The sequence below is a fragment of the Fulvivirga sp. AWR4_260 genome (genome assembly GCF_056158185.1).
Genome location: NZ_JBSWSU010000015.1, coordinates 266,590 through 287,733, shown reverse-complemented (window position 1 = coordinate 287,733; position 21,144 = coordinate 266,590). Strand labels below are relative to the sequence as shown.

General features: G+C 36.9%; 22 protein-coding genes. 10 read left to right on the top strand and 12 right to left on the bottom strand.

What is annotated here, in order from left to right:
- Positions 1-20: 20 nt before the first annotated feature.
- On the bottom strand, positions 21-2,162 hold the full coding sequence (locus ACXACQ_RS07715) for a WG repeat-containing protein (RefSeq protein WP_474975355.1): 2,142 nt from the start codon (positions 2,160-2,162) through the stop codon (positions 21-23).
- 117 nt (positions 2,163-2,279) lie between these two features.
- Between ACXACQ_RS07715 and ACXACQ_RS07710 the strand changes: the two genes are divergently transcribed.
- From ACXACQ_RS07710 to ACXACQ_RS07685, 6 genes are all read left to right on the top strand, one after another.
- Positions 2,280-3,632, top strand: a complete 1,353-nt coding sequence (locus tag ACXACQ_RS07710; RefSeq protein ID WP_474975354.1) for an MBL fold metallo-hydrolase — start codon at positions 2,280-2,282, stop codon at positions 3,630-3,632.
- A 135-nt stretch (positions 3,633-3,767) separates the two neighbouring features.
- Entirely contained in the window at positions 3,768-3,956 is a 189-nt protein-coding gene (locus tag ACXACQ_RS07705) for a hypothetical protein (RefSeq protein WP_474975353.1), read from the top strand.
- A 63-nt stretch (positions 3,957-4,019) separates the two neighbouring features.
- Positions 4,020-4,667 carry an SDR family oxidoreductase gene (locus ACXACQ_RS07700; protein ID WP_474975352.1) on the top strand — a complete coding sequence of 216 codons (648 nt, stop codon included), beginning with the start codon at positions 4,020-4,022 and terminating at the stop codon, positions 4,665-4,667.
- Positions 4,668-4,745: 78 nt separating this feature from the next.
- A complete protein-coding gene (locus ACXACQ_RS07695; protein ID WP_474975351.1) occupies positions 4,746-5,594 on the top strand; it encodes a DUF817 domain-containing protein in 849 nt (282 codons plus the stop codon).
- A 132-nt stretch (positions 5,595-5,726) separates the two neighbouring features.
- Positions 5,727-7,865, top strand: a complete 2,139-nt coding sequence (locus ACXACQ_RS07690) for a glycoside hydrolase family 97 protein (protein WP_474975350.1) — start codon at positions 5,727-5,729, stop codon at positions 7,863-7,865.
- Position 7,866: 1 nt separating this feature from the next.
- Positions 7,867-8,232 carry a hypothetical protein gene (locus ACXACQ_RS07685; protein ID WP_474975349.1) on the top strand — a complete coding sequence of 122 codons (366 nt, stop codon included), beginning with the start codon at positions 7,867-7,869 and terminating at the stop codon, positions 8,230-8,232.
- 59 nt (positions 8,233-8,291) lie between these two features.
- Here ACXACQ_RS07685 and ACXACQ_RS07680 read toward each other — a convergent pair whose 3' ends face one another.
- On the bottom strand, positions 8,292-8,939 hold the full coding sequence (locus tag ACXACQ_RS07680) for a hypothetical protein (protein WP_474975348.1): 648 nt from the start codon (positions 8,937-8,939) through the stop codon (positions 8,292-8,294).
- A gap of 417 nt (positions 8,940-9,356) precedes the next feature.
- Here ACXACQ_RS07680 and ACXACQ_RS07675 point away from each other — a divergent pair, with 417 nt between their 5' ends.
- On the top strand, positions 9,357-10,241 hold the full coding sequence (locus tag ACXACQ_RS07675; protein WP_474975347.1) for an alpha/beta hydrolase: 885 nt from the start codon (positions 9,357-9,359) through the stop codon (positions 10,239-10,241).
- Between the two features lie 54 nt (positions 10,242-10,295).
- On the opposite strand, the gene ACXACQ_RS07670 is transcribed toward ACXACQ_RS07675, so the two are convergent.
- Both ACXACQ_RS07670 and ACXACQ_RS07665 read right to left on the bottom strand, forming a co-directional pair.
- Positions 10,296-11,063: a carbonic anhydrase gene (locus tag ACXACQ_RS07670; RefSeq protein WP_474975346.1), complete on the bottom strand. Its 768-nt coding sequence runs from the start codon at positions 11,061-11,063 to the stop codon at positions 10,296-10,298.
- A gap of 173 nt (positions 11,064-11,236) precedes the next feature.
- The gene (locus ACXACQ_RS07665; RefSeq protein WP_474975345.1) at positions 11,237-11,656 is read right to left on the bottom strand and encodes an RHS repeat-associated core domain-containing protein; all 420 of its coding nucleotides are present in this window, start codon (positions 11,654-11,656) and stop codon (positions 11,237-11,239) included.
- 230 nt (positions 11,657-11,886) lie between these two features.
- Between ACXACQ_RS07665 and ACXACQ_RS07660 the strand changes: the two genes are divergently transcribed.
- Positions 11,887-13,059, top strand: coding sequence for a hypothetical protein (locus tag ACXACQ_RS07660; RefSeq protein WP_474975344.1), 1,173 nt, complete (start codon positions 11,887-11,889; stop codon positions 13,057-13,059).
- Positions 13,060-13,355: 296 nt separating this feature from the next.
- The gene (locus ACXACQ_RS07655; protein ID WP_474975343.1) at positions 13,356-13,769 is read left to right on the top strand and encodes a hypothetical protein; all 414 of its coding nucleotides are present in this window, start codon (positions 13,356-13,358) and stop codon (positions 13,767-13,769) included.
- A gap of 62 nt (positions 13,770-13,831) precedes the next feature.
- Here ACXACQ_RS07655 and ACXACQ_RS07650 read toward each other — a convergent pair whose 3' ends face one another.
- The 4 genes from ACXACQ_RS07650 to ACXACQ_RS07635 are packed head-to-tail and all read right to left on the bottom strand — an operon-like array spanning position 13,832 to position 16,291.
- Positions 13,832-14,272, bottom strand: a complete 441-nt coding sequence (locus ACXACQ_RS07650; protein WP_474975342.1) for a c-type cytochrome — start codon at positions 14,270-14,272, stop codon at positions 13,832-13,834.
- Between the two features lies 1 nt (position 14,273).
- A complete protein-coding gene (locus tag ACXACQ_RS07645) occupies positions 14,274-14,903 on the bottom strand; it encodes an SCO family protein (RefSeq protein ID WP_474975341.1) in 630 nt (209 codons plus the stop codon).
- Positions 14,887-15,432 carry a CopD family protein gene (locus ACXACQ_RS07640; protein WP_474975340.1) on the bottom strand — a complete coding sequence of 182 codons (546 nt, stop codon included), beginning with the start codon at positions 15,430-15,432 and terminating at the stop codon, positions 14,887-14,889. Before ACXACQ_RS07640 ends, ACXACQ_RS07645 begins: the two co-directional genes overlap by 17 nt.
- A gap of 40 nt (positions 15,433-15,472) precedes the next feature.
- A complete protein-coding gene (locus ACXACQ_RS07635; RefSeq protein ID WP_474975339.1) occupies positions 15,473-16,291 on the bottom strand; it encodes an MOSC domain-containing protein in 819 nt (272 codons plus the stop codon).
- A 71-nt stretch (positions 16,292-16,362) separates the two neighbouring features.
- Here ACXACQ_RS07635 and ACXACQ_RS07630 point away from each other — a divergent pair, with 71 nt between their 5' ends.
- Positions 16,363-17,043 (top strand): Crp/Fnr family transcriptional regulator, encoded by a 681-nt coding sequence (locus tag ACXACQ_RS07630; RefSeq protein WP_474975338.1) that lies wholly within the window; start codon positions 16,363-16,365, stop codon positions 17,041-17,043.
- Here ACXACQ_RS07630 and ACXACQ_RS07625 read toward each other — a convergent pair.
- From ACXACQ_RS07625 to ACXACQ_RS07610, 4 genes are read right to left on the bottom strand one after another with little or no spacing between them, the layout of a single operon-like run.
- Entirely contained in the window at positions 17,040-17,639 is a 600-nt protein-coding gene (locus tag ACXACQ_RS07625) for a TIGR04282 family arsenosugar biosynthesis glycosyltransferase (protein WP_474975337.1), read from the bottom strand. The two genes, ACXACQ_RS07630 and ACXACQ_RS07625, sit on opposite strands and share 4 nt — an antisense overlap.
- Before the next feature lie 21 nt (positions 17,640-17,660).
- Positions 17,661-18,983, bottom strand: coding sequence for an MptA/MptB family glycosyltransferase (locus ACXACQ_RS07620; RefSeq protein WP_474975336.1), 1,323 nt, complete (start codon positions 18,981-18,983; stop codon positions 17,661-17,663).
- Positions 18,973-20,460 carry a cellulose synthase family protein gene (locus ACXACQ_RS07615; protein ID WP_474975335.1) on the bottom strand — a complete coding sequence of 496 codons (1,488 nt, stop codon included), beginning with the start codon at positions 20,458-20,460 and terminating at the stop codon, positions 18,973-18,975. The genes ACXACQ_RS07620 and ACXACQ_RS07615 overlap by 11 nt, the downstream gene beginning before the upstream one ends.
- Positions 20,436-21,122 carry a glycosyltransferase family 2 protein gene (locus tag ACXACQ_RS07610; protein ID WP_474975334.1) on the bottom strand — a complete coding sequence of 229 codons (687 nt, stop codon included), beginning with the start codon at positions 21,120-21,122 and terminating at the stop codon, positions 20,436-20,438. Before ACXACQ_RS07610 ends, ACXACQ_RS07615 begins: the two co-directional genes overlap by 25 nt.
- Between the last annotated feature and the right edge of the window lie 22 nt (positions 21,123-21,144).

The following is a 21,144-nucleotide window of genomic DNA, read 5'->3' as shown; positions in this document are numbered from 1 at the left end:
ACATGATAAAGCTAAAAAAATTATGGAAGTTCCACTTCTTTCCATTTAGATTTTTTCATTGCAAGGTAATGATCCTCTGCTGGGTCGTAATATAATTCATCATACATAATAGGAATCACATCTACGCCATCAAGCCCAACTACACCATACTGACCAAATTTCTTTACCACCACACGCCCATTTCCTAAGTCTGCCAGTTCATCATATTTTGCATTAATAATTAACCGCCCTTCTTTATTAATCAAACCCTTTTTATCATTCTTAATAACTACAAAACGTCCATTAGACTCTCTGTATACAGAATCATATTCAAATGAAGATACTTTTTTACCTTCTTGGTTAATAATCCCCATACCATTTCTATCTCCCACCACTGAGAGCCCATCTTCAAAACCAGACACATAACTGTAGAGTGGCTGCACCACTATCTGCTCTCGTTTATTTAAATAGCCCCAGTGCCCCAACAGTTTAAATGGAGCTAACCCTTCACTGAAATCACCCACATCATCATACCGGTTGGCTATTCTCAGTCTATTTTGTGCATCGATAAAGCCATACTGCCCATCCATTTTCACAGGATAAAACCCTTCGGAAGGTGGCCTCACCTCTTGATACCGATCATTATGCGAGCTTTTATTAACGATCATCCCTTGATAATCAATTTTCCAAACTGCCCCATCTGAAAGATATTCAATCATATAATTATCAAAAGTCTCTACCTTGTTCTCTGTAAAGTAAATCAACTCACCATCATAATCTTTAAGCTGAGTAAGCTTTAGGTTGTACTTCAAGTAATAATGCCCATTAATTATCTTCAACCTTTCTTTCTGTGGCATCACTTTCCAGTTTCCTTCTTTATCAATAATACCATAATCTCCATGAAACCTCACTACTATAAGCCCATCTACCACTTCCCCAACCTCATCGTACACACAGTGAATCACCTCTACACCACTTCTATCGATAAAGCCCCAAAAACCCTTTTTCTTCACAGGAAAGTAATACTGAGTTTTATCGCCTATCTCTTGGTATGGCTGATCAGATTTTTTTACACCAAAAAAATCATACAACGACCATTCTGCTTGTCCTTGATGAATTTCTCTGGCATATATCATTTCATTAGAAATAAATGCGGTGTCAAATTTTGCATCAATCAAAATATTGCCATCAATATTCATCACTCCCCACTTCGCATCCTTTTTAAATGCAAAATAACTCCCCTCCACAGGCGATAAATAATTGACATCTACAGCAGTAATAGCATTACCTGTGCTATCAATTAGCCATTGATAATTATTAGCTTCAACACGCATGATATCATCAGTGAATGGCCCCATGTAATCAAATTGAAAAGAAGCTAACTTTTCTTGCTTGTCGTTCAGCACGTACCATTCATTAAATGACAACACTTTAGGAATAGTACCACTTAAATCAAAAGCTTTGTTATCTACAGGCGCCACAAGATCCCCGGCAGTATTAATTAGCCCTCTTTTATAATCTTCATAAACTATAGCATAACCACCTTTAAACTTGCTGATACTATCCAACTCAAAACCAACCACTTGCTTTCCTTTATCACTAAAGATGGCTGTTTTGTCATTAAAATCTTGTACCGAAAACCGTAAACTTCCCAAAGAGCCTATCTCTTTATATTTAATAGGAATAATGGTTTTATTACTCAAATCCACCACTCCAAATAAGTAATTATGTCCTGACTTTGTAGATACTACAGCACGTAGATCTGACACATGAACGGAAGTATACTTAAATGGCAAAACCGTTTTGCCACTATTATTTATTAATCCCAAAAAGCTCTGTTGAGATATTTTACCTTTTTTTGCTGCTACATACAGATGACTAGCCGAAGGGAACAAACGTGTATATTCTGCCGGGGTTAGCTCTTCATCAGCAAGGTTAATTAGGCCCCACAGCTGATCTTGCTGATAGCCAATCACATTATTTATTACTATAAAGTCTCCTTCACTCCACCCCAAAGCTTCGTAACGAGCCGGGATCAATATTTTCCCACTGGCATTTTTTAAGCCCTGCTTACCTGCATTTACAAATAATTCATAACCTTCTGCTGGGCGCACCTGCCTATCAGGCGAAGCAAAAAGCACATTAACAAAACCGAGAAACAGAATAAAAAAAAGGTTTTTCATCCTCACAAAAATCATCTTTAATCTAAATGGCTATTTTTTCTTAATATTTCAACCTAGCACTTAGTTGTTAAGCGCTAAAAATCTTTCATTTGTGTGCGCAATTTAAACAATTACTTCATGTATATCGAGCAATTATACACCTCTTGTCTGGCTGAAGCTGCATATTATATTGAATCGGAAGGTGAAGCTGCTGTAATAGACCCTATGCGAGAAGCTGAGCCTTACATTGCCCTAGCAAAGAAAAGAGGTGCTAGCATAAAATATGTCTTTGAAACACACTTTCATGCTGATTTCGTTTCAGGGCATTTAGATTTATCAAAAAAAACAAAAGCCCCTATAGTTTATGGACCGAAAGCCAGCACAGCTTACGATTCATACATTGCACAAGATGGAGAAACGTTTACTCTAGGGAAATTGAAAATTGAAGTATTGCACACCCCTGGTCATACGCCAGAATCTACCTGCTACCTTTTAAAAGATGAAAACGGGCACAACCATTCTGTATTTACAGGCGACACACTTTTTGTGGGAGATGTGGGCCGACCAGATTTGCTAGATGGAGTAATGACAAAAGAGGAGCTTGCAGGCCAAATGTATGACTCATTAAATACCAAAATAAAACCTTTGGAAGATAAGGTACTGGTTTACCCTGCGCACGGCCCTGGCTCAGCATGTGGTAAAAACATTGGCAAAGAGACCTTTTCTACAATAGGAACACAAAAAAAGACCAACTATGCATTGCAAGAAATGAGCAAAGCCACATTTATTGAGAAGGTTACAGAGGGCATCTTACCTCCGCCCAAATATTTCTATGAAGATGCACGGATCAATAAAGAAGGTTATGACTCAATAGATGAAATTCTTAGCCAGAATAAAATCCCTCTTTCAAAAGCGGAATTCGCTCAGGCTATTGATGCTGGAGCTACCATATTAGATACAAGATCACCTGAAGAATTTGAGCAAGGGTATATAAAAGGCGCTATTAACATTGGACTAAACGGCCAGTTTGCCATGTGGGTAGGATCATTAATAGACATTAACACGCCTATAGCACTCATCACCAGCAAAGACAAAGCCACCGAAGCGATCCTAAGACTAGCAAGAGTCGGTTATATTAATGTCATTGGCTATCTCAATGATAGCATCAATGAATGGAGCTCTCCTCTCGAAAAAATAACTTCCATTGCGGCCAGCGATTTACCACGCCACCAGAACAAAAGCATTATAGATGTGCGCAAGCCTGGAGAGTTTGCCTCAGAGCATTTGAGGGGAGCCATTCATATATCTCTTGCTGACATGCCACACCAATTGAGTAACCTAGACAAAGATCAAGAGTACTTGGTTCATTGTGCAGGAGGGTATAGATCTATGATAGCCGCATCAATCATGCGTAAAGAAGGGTTTAAAAGGCCTATTAACGTTTATGGGGGCTATGCAGCCATAAAAGAAACAGGCCTAGGCATAGAATAAATTTACTATTAACAGCTCCCGATAACAAGTAGTAATCTACCGCTTAAGGCAAGCTTAGCACCATTAACTCAGCAAACCGACATAATGGATCAATTATCAAATAACTTACCCTTAAGCAGATACGTATAAAAAAATATGAGATTTATTATAGCTGTTATACTTTGGTTTATCTTGCTAGCGGTATGTTGGCCATTAGCATTAGTAGTGTTCTTCTTTTGGATAATTTTACTACCATTTCAATTATTAGGCTTCGCTGTTGGTGGAGTTTTCAGGTTGGTAAGTGCTATTATCATGTTTCCATTCAGGATGTTTGGCAAAGGTTAATTAAAATAAACATGCATAGCATTTTCACTGTTACTAAAGGTAGTAATCAAAAGAAATAATGCTATGGAAAAAGTATTGATAGTTGGAGCCAACGGAAACACTGGCTCCATTCTAATAGACATATTAAAAAATCATGGTCAATACGAACCTGTTGCCATGATTAGAGACGAATCACAAAAAGATAAATTCACCTCAAAGGGCGCAGATTATCTGGTAGCCGATCTTGAAGGTGATTTGTCGGGTGTTTTTAACCAAATAGATAAAGTAATATTCGCAGCGGGATCAGGCGCCAGCACAGGCCCTGAAAAGACAAAATCAGTTGACGAAGAAGGAGCAATAAAGCTGATCAACGAAGCTAAAAAAGCCAACTTAAAAAAGTTTGTGATGCTTAGCAGCATGGGGGCTGATAATCCAGAAAGTAATGAAGACCTGAAGGTATACTTAGAAGCCAAGCATAATGCTGACGAACACCTTAAAAGTAGTGGACTGAATTATTGCATCATCAGACCTGGGCACCTAACCAACAATGAAGGCAAAGGCCATATAGAAGCTTCTAATAAGCTTGGTCATTATGGCGAAATTGCGCGAGAAGACGTAGCAAGAGTACTCATATCAAGCCTAGATCATTCCAACACTCATAATAAAACTATTGAGATTCTTAGTGGAAACGAAACCATTGAAGAAGCTCTTAGCGAGCTCAGCATGGCATAACAATTAATGAGGAGGTATTTACACCTCCTCATTACCCATTTTTTCATATCTTCAAAGCTGACAATAACATTTTAAGCTTTGAAAGCCATTCACCAGCAAATACTTAAAAGACTAACCACACACCCAAAAGACTCTAAATCACTTTTTTTCGCTAAGCAATTTAGTCTTTTTGGATATCTACAAGCCCTATCTTGTATATTCCCTGTAATCATCTTTTGCTCTCTAGCATTATCATCTACACTTGTACAGGCAGGCGTACCACGATACGACTTACTACTGATTATTTGCATCACGTCACAATTCATGATGTTTAAAGCAGGCCTAGAAACGAAAGACGAAGTATATGTGATTACTCTTTTTCACGTGCTAGGTTTGGTGATGGAACTACACAAAGTATATCATGGTTCGTGGGGCTACCCCGAATTTGCCTATACAAAATTCTACGGAGTGCCTCTTTATAGCGGCTTTATGTACGCCAGCGTGGGGAGCTACATCTGCCAAGCATGGCGTAACTTAAACCTACAAACTGTAAATTGGCCCAACTCGCTACAAGCCATAATTATAGGAGCTGCCATCTACATCAATTTCATTACCAATGCATTTATTCCTGATTTAAGAATATACATTACATTGGCTCTTGTCATAATTTTCAGAAAAACAAAGTTCTTATTCACATTAGGAAATTCTCAATATTCCATTTCAGCTATATTATCTTTCGCGCTCATTGGCTTTTTCATTTGGTTGGCAGAAAACATTGCTACCTTTTTAGGAGCTTGGAAATATGCTTACCAGCATAATGGCTGGCAAATGGTAGCATGGCACAAAATCACTTCTTGGGGGCTTTTAGTAATAGTAAGTATAATTATAGTGGGAGAACTGAAAAAATTAAAAGGTGAAATCACACATCAACCACAAAAAATAACTTAGGCTATTGACCACTACATCAGCCGTGTATATCAAAAATATAATTACTAAGGCAAACAAAATGGCATCTTCTATTTTTTTAGTAATATAGAGATAGAAATAATACAATAAACGATAACTAAAAATAAACGTACTATGTTAAAGTATATACCTCATGCTTTAGTACTATCCCTTTTGATGATAAACTTTTCATGTCAAATGCCGGTAGAAACTAAAGCTCCCCTTATTGTAACATCACCTTCTGGAAATAATTCTGTGAGTCTATTTACTAACGAAACAGGTAACATAGGCTACCAAGTTACTCACAAAGATCAAGTGGTAATTGATACCTCGTGGCTCAGCTTCGATTTTGAAGGAGCCCCATCTCTTAAAAATGGGTTAGAGATTATGAAATCAACTACTGACTCGAAAAACGAAACATGGCCTATGCCATGGGGCGAGCAAAAAGAAGTGGTAAACCATTACAACTCTTTAACTATCGACTTAGAAGAGACAGGTGAGCTAAAAAGAAAATTCACTCTGATATTTAAAGTCTACGATGATGGCTTGGGCTTCAGGTACCATTTCCCTGATCAGGAAAATTTAAAAGAAGTTTTAATAACTAATGAAAATACGGAATTTAATCTTACAGGAGACCATCAGGTTTGGTGGCAGCCTGGCGACTGGGATATTTACGAGCATTTGTACAATGCCACTAAACTATCTGAAATAGACGCTCTGAGCAAAAGAGATCATCCTAATTTGGCTCAAACCTACATTCCGGTTAATGCAGTGAATACGCCCGTAACGATGAAAACTGATGAAGGCATATATTTAAGTTTCCACGAAGCTAACCTCACCAATTATTCTGACATGACTTTACAGGTTGACACTAAAGGACACAACCTAAAAAGTAATTTAGTAGGATCTGCGAATACTACATACAAAGTAAAAAGAACCACCCCGTTTGATACTCCTTGGAGAACCATCCAAATTGCAGACAGAGCGGGCGATCTTATTGAATCCAAATTAATTGTTAACCTAAACGAGCCTAACAAGCTAGGAGATGTAAGCTGGTTTAAGCCTACAAAATATGTAGGCATATGGTGGGAAATGCATTTAGGTAAATCTACTTGGGACATGAATGCTCAACAAGACATGAATTCTTTTTCAGGAGATGCTAAGCCTCATGGAAAGCACGGTGCTACTACAGAAAATGCTAAGCATTACATCGATTTTGCGGCAAAAAACAACATTCATGGCTTATTAGTAGAGGGCTGGAACACGGGCTGGGAACATTGGATTGGCTTTGAAGACCGTGAAGGTGTATTTGATTTTGTTACTCCATATGCTGATTATAACATTGAAGAAGTAGTTAAATATGGTAAAGAAAAAGGTGTAGAGTTAATTATGCACCACGAGACTTCTGCCGCACCAAGAACTTATGAACAACAAATGAATGCTGCATATGAGCTTATGCAAAATTTAGGGGTTCATTCGGTAAAGACTGGTTATGTAGGAAAAATAATTCCTAAGGGCGAGTACCACCATGGCCAGTGGATGGTAAACCACTACAGAAAAGCAGTAGAAACAGCAGCCAAATACCAAGTAGCTATTAATGCTCATGAGCCTATAAAAGCCACTGGTATGCGCAGAACTTACCCTAACGTTATAGCTAGAGAAGGCCTGAGAGGACAGGAATTTAATGCATGGGCTAGCGATGGTGGCAACCCACCTTCACACTTACCTACTGTTGCTTTTACAAGAATGCTTGCTGGACCAATTGATTTTACGCCAGGTATTTTTAACATTAAACTTGCTCCTTGGAAGGCTGACAATCAAGTAAACACAACCTTGGCGCAGCAACTGGCACTTTATGTAGTACTGTACAGCCCTATTCAAATGGCTGCTGACTTACCTGAATACTACGAAGAGCATAACGATGCCTTCCAATTTATTAGAGATGTAGAAGTAGACTGGGATGCAACCAAAGTACTCAATGGAGAGGTTGGAGATTTTGTAACTATAGCAAGAAAAGCAAAAGGCTCAGATAAATGGTTTGTAGGCTCTATTACAGACGAAAATGCCAGAGAAGTAAAGTTTGACCTTAGCTTCCTTGATGAAGGCAAAACCTATAAAGCCACTATCTATGCAGATGCAGAAGACGCCCATTGGGATACCAACCCAACCGCTTATGTAATTACAGAACAAGAAGTAAATAATAAAAGTAATTTGAGCTTAAAATTAGCCCCCGGAGGTGGTGCTGCAATTAGCTTAATACCTAAAGAAAAGTAAAATGGACAAAAACCTAAAAGTTTTAATTGGCATATTAACGATTGTCCCTGTTGCAGCTATTGGTATATGGATATTTTACCTCATGCTTTTTTTCAGTGATTTAGCAGAGTTTAACTCCCCTTTGCAGGTAATCCAAGAATTCAACAGCGATATAGAGTCATTCGGAGCTCTATTTATACTATTACCATTTAGCTCACTTTTAGGTATGGGTCTTATGATATTTTATTTGGTACATGTGATCAAAAATGAAAGGCTAAAATCTAATAACCGTATATTGTGGGTCGCCATCATTGTATTTACCCATTCTATAGGCCAGTTAGTTTACTTTTTAATTGAAATTTGGCCAGATAAGGACACCAATAGATAAATAATAAAAAAGGGCATCAGTTGATGCCCTTTTTTATTATACTATTATTTTACAGGCTTTTATTTCGAAGCAAGTTCTTGTAAATGATCCAAATCCAAACTTTCAAAGGAAGACTCCAAATCATCCATACTTACCCCTTCTCCTTCTAAAGTCACCAGAAAACGTTTAGCTACAATTAATGTTATCTTAGATTCATCGGCATAGTCATTAGGGGTAAATGACTTTATCACCTTATAATCTCCCAAGTTATCCGTTTTTTCATAGCCTCCATCCTCACTTCTTTCAAAATCCTGACTCAAGGCCATCCTTGTTAGCGCAATAAAAGAAAAGCCAACCTCTCCTGCTCCATCAATTACTGAAAATTTGATTTTTTTGGATTCATCTTCATTTTTAAAGCCAGCTTCTACCACATGCAACCCCTCAAAACCTTGCATCCCTACGGAATAAGATGTTCTTGGCAAATCATTTAAAGTCTCTGGAAGTAAAGCCTTTAGTTCATCATTGCTTAATGGAGTTATTGATTTTAGAATATCTTCATCTTCCTCCATTTCCTCAGCTTCATCAGCAAGCTTTTTTAACGAAGATGCAGCCTCAAAAAAGCCTACTTCTTCGCTTTCCATATTTTCATCAGACTCTTCTTGTGAGTCTCCACCACCACAAGCAAATAACATACTTACGATCGATACACTTAATATTAGTTTCTTCATAGGTTGGATTTAATTGTTAATGTAATTTGAAATAAGTCCTTAATATAATTAAATTTATTTATAATTTTTATTACGAAACCAATAATCAATCACATTAAAAGTAGACATCATAAGAAAAACAGCCTTCACTAAACAAAAACCCCTAAAGCACTGTAAGAGAATCTCTTAAAATGCCTTTAACAAGAACTTATCAGCATTTTAATTATTTTCTCAATATTTGCAGTAACACACTACAGCGCTGTCCAAACTGGCACTATACCCATATAGCTCATATTCTATAAAACATATCTTTGGCCAGTATAACTATTCCATTTCCATTCTCTGAGTAAGGTATTAGCACCTTTTCATCGGTTCGCTACCCACTCCTATCCGTAATTTTGCACTAATCACTTCAAGTATTTATTAAAACCCCGTACCATGAAAAAGCTACATACACTTTCCTTCTTTTTCATCTTATCATTACTAATCATATCATGTGATGATCATAGCACTGAAAACATTGCTCCATCCGTATCACCTTCAGTAATGAATAGTGCAAAGTCATCTGACCCGACCACTCAGAAGCCTTCTGATCAAAAAAAATTCTTATTTGTTCATGGCGCTTGGCATCCCGAAGGATCTTGGACTAAAATGATTAAAGGACTAGAGAAATTCGGCCACTCTGCATACACCATTCAGCTACCTGGTCTAGGCACTGACCGCACGCCCATAGGTCAAATAACCTTAGCCTCTCATGTAAATGCAGTAACAGCAAAAATGCAAAGTATAGGCCCAGGCATTACGTTGGTGGCTCACTCGTATGGTGGAGTAGTGGCCTCGCAGGCGGCAGAAAACTTATCTTCTTATGTAGACAGAGTAGTTTATGTCTCCGCCTTTATGCTAATGGATGGCGAAGCCTTGGTGGATTTTGCCCTTGCCGATGCAAACTCGGTAGTAACCCAAAATATTGTAATATCAGGCGACAGCGTATTTATACCTGAAGAAGCCTATGAAGATGCGTTTTACAATTATGGTCAAAACTCTAACAACCCAAATATTGATGAAGATATCTATTTTATGAAGTCATTATTAGTGCCTCATCCATTTGTTACCTTCACTACTCCGGTATCGCTTTCATCAGCTTATTATAATCTGGAGAAGGTTTACATCTCATGTACAGATGACAGGGCCATTACCCCTTCAGCACAACAAAGCATGTACAGCAGATTCAGTAATGTTGATTTGTACACCATCCAAAACGCAGATCATTCACCATTTATATCAAGACCCAATCAACTCATCAACATTCTCAAAAAACTGTGACCATAAAAAAAGCAGAGGGTTGGGCCTCTGCTTTTTTTATGGTTTAGAGCTAATTTAACTATGCTCTTTAATTACACGTCCATTCAATGGATGAATAGGCCTGTAGTTATCTCCAACTCTGGCATGTACAGCATCTATCTGTGATACTGAAGCGGTAACAGGAGACTCTAACAATACCCAAGTAGCAATTTCAGAACAAGGAGGTGTAGTAAGAGAACCTTGATAAGTATAATACGCATGAGATGTTGGCAATAAGTCTTTTACATTCACCATGTCTTCAGACTCAAATTCACCTCCAGATTCAGCAGGCAAATTATTAACAAAATGAGTTAAGAAAGCATTATCTGCACCTTCTGTAAACACTACGGCCAATACCAATATTTTCCCATCATCATTTTTATGTACTAAATGAGCTTCCATAGGATATCGCACACCATTAAAGGTATGCTCAGAAGCCGTATGAAAATGGAATTGCACCAAATTATAAGTTTTACCATCCATGGTAATGCTGCTGCCTGGCTCATATTCGAACTCCTCGTTATGGCCATTATTAATAACATCCACAGGTACAGACTTATAATCATAGTTTAGGTTAAGTAAATCATCAGACTCCACTGCACCTGTAATATCAATTGGCGACTGATCAGTACCAGCACAATCAGCATAGCAGCTCTCCCATTTAGAAAAAGCTTCTTCACCTTTGTAATTCCATTCATTACAAACAGTGTTATCATCTACAGCATCATCATCTCCATCACAAGAGAATTGCACGCACGCTATCATTAGCGCAAGTAAGAGGGGGTGTAACTTTGAAAATTTCATTTTACAAGAGTTTATTTGTTAAATCGTTTTAGGCAAATATATGCGCCACTCTTCTAAAAAAATATCAATCTGCCGGGCTTTAAATAAGTGACTTTATTAGACCAATCCAACAACCTTATCCAAAGCAAGTCAACTACCTAAAAAACAGTGAATTGCAACAATCAACTCTTGATTTATACAAATTCTAAACTACTGAAGTGAGTATAAAAAAAGCCCTGTGTTAATGCAGGGCTTAAAATTCTTTCGTGGACACCAGCGAGATGCTTACAGTACTTAACCACCATGCTGAGCATGGCGGGAACGGAGTTTAAATAGTTTTCAGAAAACCTATCCTGATTAAAAAACCTGCCAATACTCGCATCATAATTTCGTGCACCGTACGCATACCACCCAATATCAAGATCATTAATCAACTCCTTACCATTATACTTAAAATTATTCTCCTTAGCCGTCACCCTCTGATAAGAATTAAACGTCAAACCAAAAGGATAGTAATCATCTGTTTGGATGATTGGGCTTTCGTTGATGGCTATATCTATATCATCAAAGTAAACTTCTGTAAGGGTAGTACTTTCATTACTTAAGTACACCATTACATAACCTTTACCCGGTGCCACAAAGTCTTCTACCTGTAGCTGGTCGGAATTACCATTTTTAGGCTGTATTTTAAAATAGACTACAACTATAATTCGGGTTCAAATTATCTCTTTTAGAGTACACACATGCAATGTAACAACAAGCAAGTTGACTTACATTTGATATAATTAAAATTAATTTTAAATAAAATATTGTTTAATTTACATTTCAAATAACACTTCTAAAAATGTCAGCATTAAGAGTAATTCTCAATATCCTTTTAGTCAATATATTATTGATTTCATGCTCGCAACCTAATAATACTAAAGAGAAGGTAGCCATTGACTCTAGCATCATGAAAGAAGAGCCTGTAACGTCAACCAAAGAAAATAACGAGCAAAATGAACCTGTAAAAGCGATAGACACCTTACGGCTGAAAATAGAAAACACTGAATACCAGACACCTAAACTAGAAGAAACAAAAAGTTACAATAACAAAGACTCTATTATCTATCAACTAGTCAGTAAAAAAGACATCAACCCTGCTCATGAAATATGGTTTTTTTACAATAAAAACGGATACTTAGAACGCAAATTAATACTGGATAGCTATGCCCGTGTAGAATATATCACTTACAAGTACAACTCGAAAAACCAAGTAATAAACATCCATACGATTCACTTATCTCAAAATTTGGAACGCAAATACCTCTACAGTGGCAACTTATTGGCTGAAACTACAGAAATGCAAGGAATTATGGAGAACACTTATAAAAAGCAGGTTTTCTATTATGACAACAATGAGCAATTAATTGCAGTCAGGTTACAATCCTCTTATGATAACTGGAGGTCAATATCTTCTAATCAACTTTTGCCGATTGAAGAATTCACTGATACAGACTTAATCACAAACCATGCTAACAAAAAACCAACTTTCAGCCAAGAAGGAGTAAAATCTAAATTATTTAGAGGAGGATATTTTTCCAAAGACGGCAGTCGACTGGAGGCTCTTGATGAAAAAGGCAGATTGGCTATGGAATACAGTTTTAACGATGGTTTAGCCGATGATACGAATATTTCATATTATCCTAATGGATTTAAAAAATCAGTTTACACCACTGTTTCTAACTATTCGGGAGATGACTATGATTCACTGGAATTCACCTCTTGGGGAGACACTGCAAGATATGTGAAATTTGAATACGACTTCCCTGCTCTTTTAAGCAAGTATGAATACGACCAAAATCACCTTCCCATTAAAGTAATTCACCAATTTCAAAATGGGTTAGAGGTGAAAAAATATTCTTATAACCAAATGAATGAGCTTGCCGACAGTTTAGTTCTCACCTCAGATTTTGAGGACACACGGCTAAATATTGCCTATAGAAAAATTAAAGAATTAGAATCAAAACTGGAATAATAGGTAATAACCGGTTTGCAACTCTCAATTTCCTGAGTACCAACACAGCCGCCAAACATAAAACAATACAGTATAATATTAGTAGCCATAATTGACCAACCTGTGTCTCCTGTTAATTAACTACCTAATGAAATTATCTCAGCACACTACTAGTATAAACCATTAATTTAATTATTAAATAAGCATTACCGTAGTACAGCAAAACAAAAATTAAATAAATATTAATTACTTAGAGGCAATTAAAAATCGTAAAAATTAAAATATTTTTACGCTCAACATTATTCAAGAAAAATCACATGAAGGAAATTATAGATCTTAGTCAAGAAGAAACGGATCATATTTCGCAGCTTAACATACCAGAATCAACTTTATCAGAGATTTTTGACACTTACTCAGGGGCTGTGAAAATGCTCAATAAATTACGGATAAGCTTAATTACAACTGCTATAGTAACCTATTCTTATAATTTCTTTTTTGCAGGTAAGTCTTACAGTATCTCTACTGCAAATACCATCAAATACTCCTTAGGTGCTGTTTTGACATCAATATTAATTCTTGCTATATATTTTGGAATTAGATCATTAACGAAGGTTTTTAAGGTAAAGAGTATCCTTAAAAATTTAACCCAACAACAGAATATAGAATATCAGCCCACCAGAAAAGTATTTGGAAAAATATTAAAAAGTCAATTTGGAGGTGTCGGAATTTAAAATTGACTAGCGATATTCAACAACATAGCCTCAACTCAAAATACATATAAGAAAAATACACCTCAATTGGAGGTGCATTTTTGAATTTTCTTATTTACTTCTTTCACGTTTACAATGCCTTCATTAAGACCCCACGTATTGTAGAGGTAAGAGACTATTTCGGCTATTTCTAAGTCAGTTAAGTCAGCATTAGGAGGCATCATTTGATTATACTTTTTCCCGTTTACTTCTATCTCTCCTGAGATGCCATTTTTAATAATGCATATCACCTGATCTTTATTATTTTTTATAAAGTCAGACTGATTTAGAGGTGGGTACAATGAAGCTAGCCCCTTCCCATCTGGCTGATGGCAGTTACTACACCGCTGTGTATATAACTTCTGCCCTTCAATTACATATTGATCAAGCTTAACTCCACCCTGATTATTCGCGCTGCCTTTGCCTCCTCCACCAGAACACGACATTATTGACATCAGAGAGAGAAGTATTAAAAGTTGCTTCATCTTACTTTTCTGCTCTAAGTATTTCAATATCCTTCATTAATTCGTTTACCTGGTCTTCTTTAGTGCCATCATAAACACCTCTGATGTGCCTGTCTTTATCCACTAAAATGAATGCACCGCTATGAATATATCCTCCTGGCTCATTTCCATCTTCGGTAGCACTCACCATATAACTTGCTTGCCCTATTTTAAAAATATCCTCTTTGTTTCCTGTTATGAAATGCCACTTATCAGATTTTACCCCCAGCCTATCAGCAAATGCTTTTAATACTGCTACACTGTCGTGTTCAGGATCAATGGAGTGCGACAGCAACATTACATCACTTTCATTTTGAATGGTATCATAAACCCTCAACATTTGAGTTTTCATAATAGGGCAAATAGTTGGGCATGTGGTAAAGAAAAAATCTGCCACATAGATTTTATCTTTAAAAGTATCATTAGTGACCCAGTTACTATCCTGATCTACGAATTTAAAATCAGCGATGGTATGATACACAGTATCATTCTCATTATACTCATGGCGCCCCAAATAAGGCAGTTTCTTCTCTTCCTTTTTTTCACCTGAAGAACAAGCCGCAGCTATTACTACAGCAAGCATACCTATTACATAACTAATTTTCACTTTCATGTTTAGATTCTCTTATATTCTTATAAATTTTAATCGCTAACACTAGCAGAACACTAAAGCCAATTAAACCAATGAGCCCCCATACCATACTCATAGCACTTTTTAGCACTATAATAAATACTATCCCCACCAGCAGTATGGTGGCCACCTCATTCCAAAATCGAAGCTGCTGAGAGGTATACTTATACGTATTATGCTGCAACTGCTTGTAAATGCTATGGCATATTAAATGATACACATATAACAAAAACACCAAAGTGAGTTTTATATGCATAAACCCTGCTTTTAGGTAAGAAGGAAAATAAGAAAGCATGAGCCCACCAAAAATCAAAGTAAGTATTGCTGATGGCCAGGTAATTCCCATCCATAAACGCTTTGTATTTCTTTGGTATTCTTTAATGAGTATTGATCGCTCGGGCTCGGGTCTTTCATTAGCTTCTATCTGATAAATAAAAAGCCTAACAACATAAAAAAGACCTGCAAACCAAGTTACAATAAATATTATATGAAGAGCTTTGGTATATAACATTGGCTGTGTTTTGCGCCAAAGTTAACCATCAAAGACTATTTTAAAGCGCCTGATAAGGGGAATCTTTTTTGGTAATGACATTAATACTATCTTCCACCCTTATCACTCCATTTTCCACAGCTAGGGCGTGCTGCCCAAACACCACCTTACCATCAACCTTTTGCTTTGCCAATGTCATCAACGGCTCTTTACCCTTCTCTCCTGTTATGGGGTTTATTGTTGTCAAAACACACCGGGCACATGGCTTTAACCCTCTAAATTTTACCGTCCCTATTTCAAAGTCTTTCCACAGAAATTCTTCGTAAGCACGTCCTCCACTAAAAATAATATTAGGCCTAAAACGATCAATGGTAATATGCTCGTTTAACTTATTATTTATGTCGGCTAAAGATGCTGAACCCGCTACCAATAAAGGATACCCATCGGCAAAACTGACCACCTCATCATTTAAGCGCCATGTTTCACCAATAAGCCTATTAGCATCATTAGGCATATACACTAACTTACATGATATTTCAAGCTTATCACTAAACCACTCACCCCAACTTTCATGGCCTGTAATAGCTTCAACTTCATCTTTCCACACTTTTACGGTCACCCTTTCTCCCTCATTGACTCCAAAAGGTATTTCTAGCGTATCTCCTGACTCCCTATGTTTAATTTCAAAGCCATCGTCCATCAATTTTATATCAAAAAGCAATAGTTTGTAATATTTCCTAGCGGTAATAAAGTGATTATTTTCGTCCACCAACATCCATCGCCTGTCATACTGCAGTCCGCGTGACTCAACTTTAGATTCATTTAAGCGTATACCTGCTAAAGATTTTATCGGATAAATAATTATTTCACTCAGAAACATATAGGTATGATTATGGGGTTATAATATTAGTGAAGATCGTAACATTATATTAAAAGACAATTAAAACCCAAATGAAAAATACTGCGCCAATATGGAGCCTAGAAGAAGTTGACCTTTATGATATACTGTGTCCTCACAAAGTAAAGTCCTTTTCTAACAATCACGTGTTTAAGCATTTTAGTAAAAATGAATTTATTTACTTTTTAGGCGACACGGCCCAAAGCATACATATGGTAGCAGAGGGACGGGTTAAGATTGGGCATTACACTGATGATGGACAAGAGGTAACTACATCTATACTTTCCAAAGGTGAATTATTTGGTGAATTGGCCATCACTGGAGAAGAAAAACGTCAGGATTTTGCCTTGGCGATGGATAATGATACTACTATTTGCAACATGAGCATACATGAAATGCAAAACCTGATGTATAAAAACAGAGAGCTTAACTTTAAAGTCTATAAGATAATAGGCCTGAGACTACGAAAGCTAGAAAGAAAAGTAGCCTCACTGGTTTTTAAAGATGCACGCACAAGAATAATTGAATTCCTTAAAGATGCAGCTGAAGAAAAAGGAAGAAAAGTAGGCTTTGAAATAATGATCCCCACTAAGCTTACCCATAAAGATATAGCTACACTAACGGGCACTTCGCGCCAGACTGTAACCACCATTTTAAATGAATTGAAAGAAAGCAATATGATCAACTTTGACCGAAGAAAAATTCTCATCAGGGACATTGAACAGCTGGCTTAATCATCATTCAGCAGGTCTGTACCTTTAAGATCTGCTTCTTCATCTATATCATTCAGCATGCGTGTTTGACTATAAGTAAGCCCAGCTTTTTCTATTTTATTTATGGTTTCGCTAAACACCTTATGCGTACTCCACTGTTCAATATCAAACACAGAGGGATGGCTATTTTTCATACCAATGAGGTAATAACCTCCATCCTTTGCAGGCCCAACAACTACATCATTAGATTCCAATTTTTTGAAGGCAGCATTTATTATATCTGTGTTTATCTCATAACAGTCCGTACCAATGAGACAGACAGCATCGTAACCTTTATTAAGCTCTTGGGTAATGGCGTTATTCATCCGCTCGCCCAAGTCTCCTCCTTTTTGCACCTCTTTATTATAAACATCTGCATCCCAATCATCATTTTCGTCTATAAATTGAGAATAATACACTGCTTTATCAGTTTGCAATGCTTCGGTCACTCGTTGCGTATGTGCTATTAACTTTACATATACAGATAGTGCATTTTCTTTGCCTATAGATTTGGCTAAACGAGTTTTAACAGCTCCCAGCTTAGGGTTTTTAGCAAAAATGATTAGTAATTTCTTCATCACCATAAATATAGCAAAGCCTTAAACCTCTGCACTTAATTCCGATCTTTTTCTTAAATCTAAAAACATTGCCCCCAATAATATGGCATATTCAATAGTTGTTAACCAAAAATTTTCTTCAAAGCCATCAGCTCCATACCCCGCATAGCTTAAGAATACACACCCTGACCAAACTAAAGCATACTTGTGCTTACTAAACACCGAAAACGCGACCAGAGAAGTTATGTACCAAGGATGAACAGTAGTAGCCATTAACAAATAAAAAGTTAATAGAAATAACATTTCATGTATCAACCCAATCTTAATACTACTTTTAACTACATAAAGCAATACCGCAACTAAAACTATTACGGCTAATGCACTGCCTAAAACCCCGATAGTATTATACCCCACTAACCAATAACCTAGCTGACGCAACAGATAGTAAACACTGGCATTAAATTCAAATTTTTGAAAATATAAAGCTACACTGGTTCCAATACCTGAGAAGAGCGCAGTATTAAACAAAGGCAAAAAGCAAATAAGTAAAAACAGAATAGTCCACCCGTAATAATGAATGACTTTCTTTAAGGGTAGATGCTTGTAAAACAATGGGAAAAACAATAATGGCAATAGCTTTACAGAAACAGCTAAGGCTAAAAACAGCGCAGACTCCACTAACTTATGGTTAACAAAAAACCACACTGCCAACAACAGAAAGCATATAGTAAATGCTTCATAATGCAGGTTTCCTGTCAGCTCCAAAATCACTAACGGATTGAAAGCGTATAAAGCTATGTTGCTGGTATTAATCTTGTAAAAACGGAGTAACTTAAGCATTATCATTAACGACCCAAGTTCCGCTAGAATAATAAATACGCGCATCCACAAGATGATAATGAGGTCATCTGCACCTCCTAAATAAACTGACAGCCAAAATATAAGTTGAGAAAAGGGTGGATAAACAGTAAAATACTCTGGGGAATTAAGCTTATTAAAAAGGCTTAATGTAAGGCCTTGAGGCATACTACCTACATAAAATGATGGAATATGAGCAAATGGATCAATCCCTTGTATCATTAATTTACCATCCCAAATAAACCTGTATACATCATCGGACAGATTAGGAACTACTCCAATTAAGACTAACCTTAACAGCACTCCTCCACCAATTATATACCAGGCATTTAAACTGGCACTTAGCCTGATCAGTACGATATATAAACAAAACAATACTGTAAAACCTGCAAATAAATACTGTGTATCATACCTAGGCACAAATATACCAAGCAGGTAATACCCCGCAGCACTCAGCAACAGTATTAAGATATATTCCAGTCCTGAGCTATTTCGTTTAGTGTTCATAAACAGGCTTTATGGACCAATAAAAGACCGCAAAGAAACCTGTAGTCAACATTAAATAAAACATTGACATACTGTAGTTATGAGTGAAAACACAGAACAACAATGCCATTAAAAAATAAAGTCCTAATATAAACTCCACCAATATTGAAGGCGTCAACTTGAACTTTATATAACTATTAGAGCCCCAGTCATCACTCCTTTTTACCACATTAAATTTAGGGGTTCTTAAAAACGGAGTTTTAACACCTCTCCAACCTTCTAATACCGCAACTGAGTTATGAAAAGACAACCCCATGGACACGGTGAGAAAGGTATAAAATAATGCTAAAAATGACACTATTGATGGTGAACCACTGGATTTCCAATAACTAACCAAGTAAAAGAAAAAAACAGATAGAAAGCCAACAAAAAACACTTTACCTATAAGCATTACGCTACCTATCCATAATAATTGATTTATGAGTAACAACGAAGGTACACTCATTATTGCAGCCATTAATACACAAATAAAAACTGAGCTGTTTAATAAATGTAGAGCACCGAAAAGTTTATTTTTGAAAGGTAAACTTGAAGAAAATATACCTGCAAGATGTTTTTTAGCTGTTTCTGCAGCTCCTTTATTCCACCTGTATTGTTGACCTTTAATAGCTGACATGATTACGGGCAGCTCGGCAGGAGACTTATACTCTTCCATGTATTTAAATTTCCAACCTCTTTGCTGAGCACGATAACTCAGATCCAGATCTTCAGTTAAAGTATCTGCGGACCAACCTCCGGCATCCATAATGCATGCTTTTCGCCATACGCCAGCGGTTCCATTAAAATTTATAAAACTACCTGTATAGCTTCTCCCTACTTGCTCAATAGTGAAATGAGCATTTAAGCCAAAAGCCTGCAACCGGGTAAGCAATGAATAATCATCATTTAAATGCCCCCAGTGTGTTTGCACTACACCCACCTCAGGTTCAAACAAAGGAATGGTCTTTTTAAGAAAGTCGGATTCTGGTAAAAAATCAGCATCGAAAATAGCGATAAACTCCCCCATGGCCCTTTCTAAACCATAAGTCAACGCACCGGCTTTAAAACCGGTTCTTTCAGGCCGCCTTATATGCTCGATACTAACTCCCTTAGGCAGTTCATCAATCACCGTTTTGATAATTTCAGAAGTTTCATCTGTAGAGTCATCTAATACTTGTATCTGCCACCTATGCATGGGGTAATCTAACAAGCTAATTTTCTCCAACAACCTCTTCACCACATACTTTTCATTATAAACAGGCAACTGCACGGTCACGAAAGGCCATTCTTCTACAGGCTCATGAAAGCCTTTATCTTTTTGTTTCTTATGAGATTTGAGATAAGCAAAAGTTAAACTAAGCTGCCCTAAACTGAATATAAATATAAACAACATGGGCAACAGGTATAGCACCACACAAACCACCGCCAGTATATTTATAAATACTTGATAATAGTCCATATTATTTTATAACCAGCCATTATTGTCCCCTTTACCGTACCCGAAATTTTAGAAACCCCTATCCTATTTTTATAATCAACAGGTACTTCCACCGTTTTCAATTTTTGCTTTGCTGCCTTCAGCTGCATTTCTACAGTCCAACCATAGGTGGTGTCTTGCATTTCTAGCGCTAGTAATTGACTGTATTTAATACTCCTAAAAGGCCCTAGGTCAGTAAATTTCACTTTATATAACAAGCGTAGTAAACGCGTTGCTAACCAATTACCAAAAATTTGCTGAGGAGTCATCGATCCTTTCTCTTTATTACCCAAATACCTTGACCCTATTACCAAATCCATATCGTTTTTTATAATGGGCTCTACAACCTCAAACATTTGCTGAGGATAATCAGAGTAATCTGCATCTATAAATACTACAATATCTGTATTCTCATGACGCTGATTTTTAAGGTATTCAATCCCCTTCAAACAGGCACTTCCATAACCTTGCCTATTTTCGGACAAAACCGTAGCTCCTGACAATCTGGCTGTTTCAGCCGTACCATCGGTACTATTATTGTCAATCACTATTACCTCTGCCACAAGTTCCGCGGGAATTTCTGATATTACTTTACCTATTGCCTCTTCCTCATTATAAGCAGGAATTATTACTCTTATTTTCAACCTTTCACATTTGAAATACAAA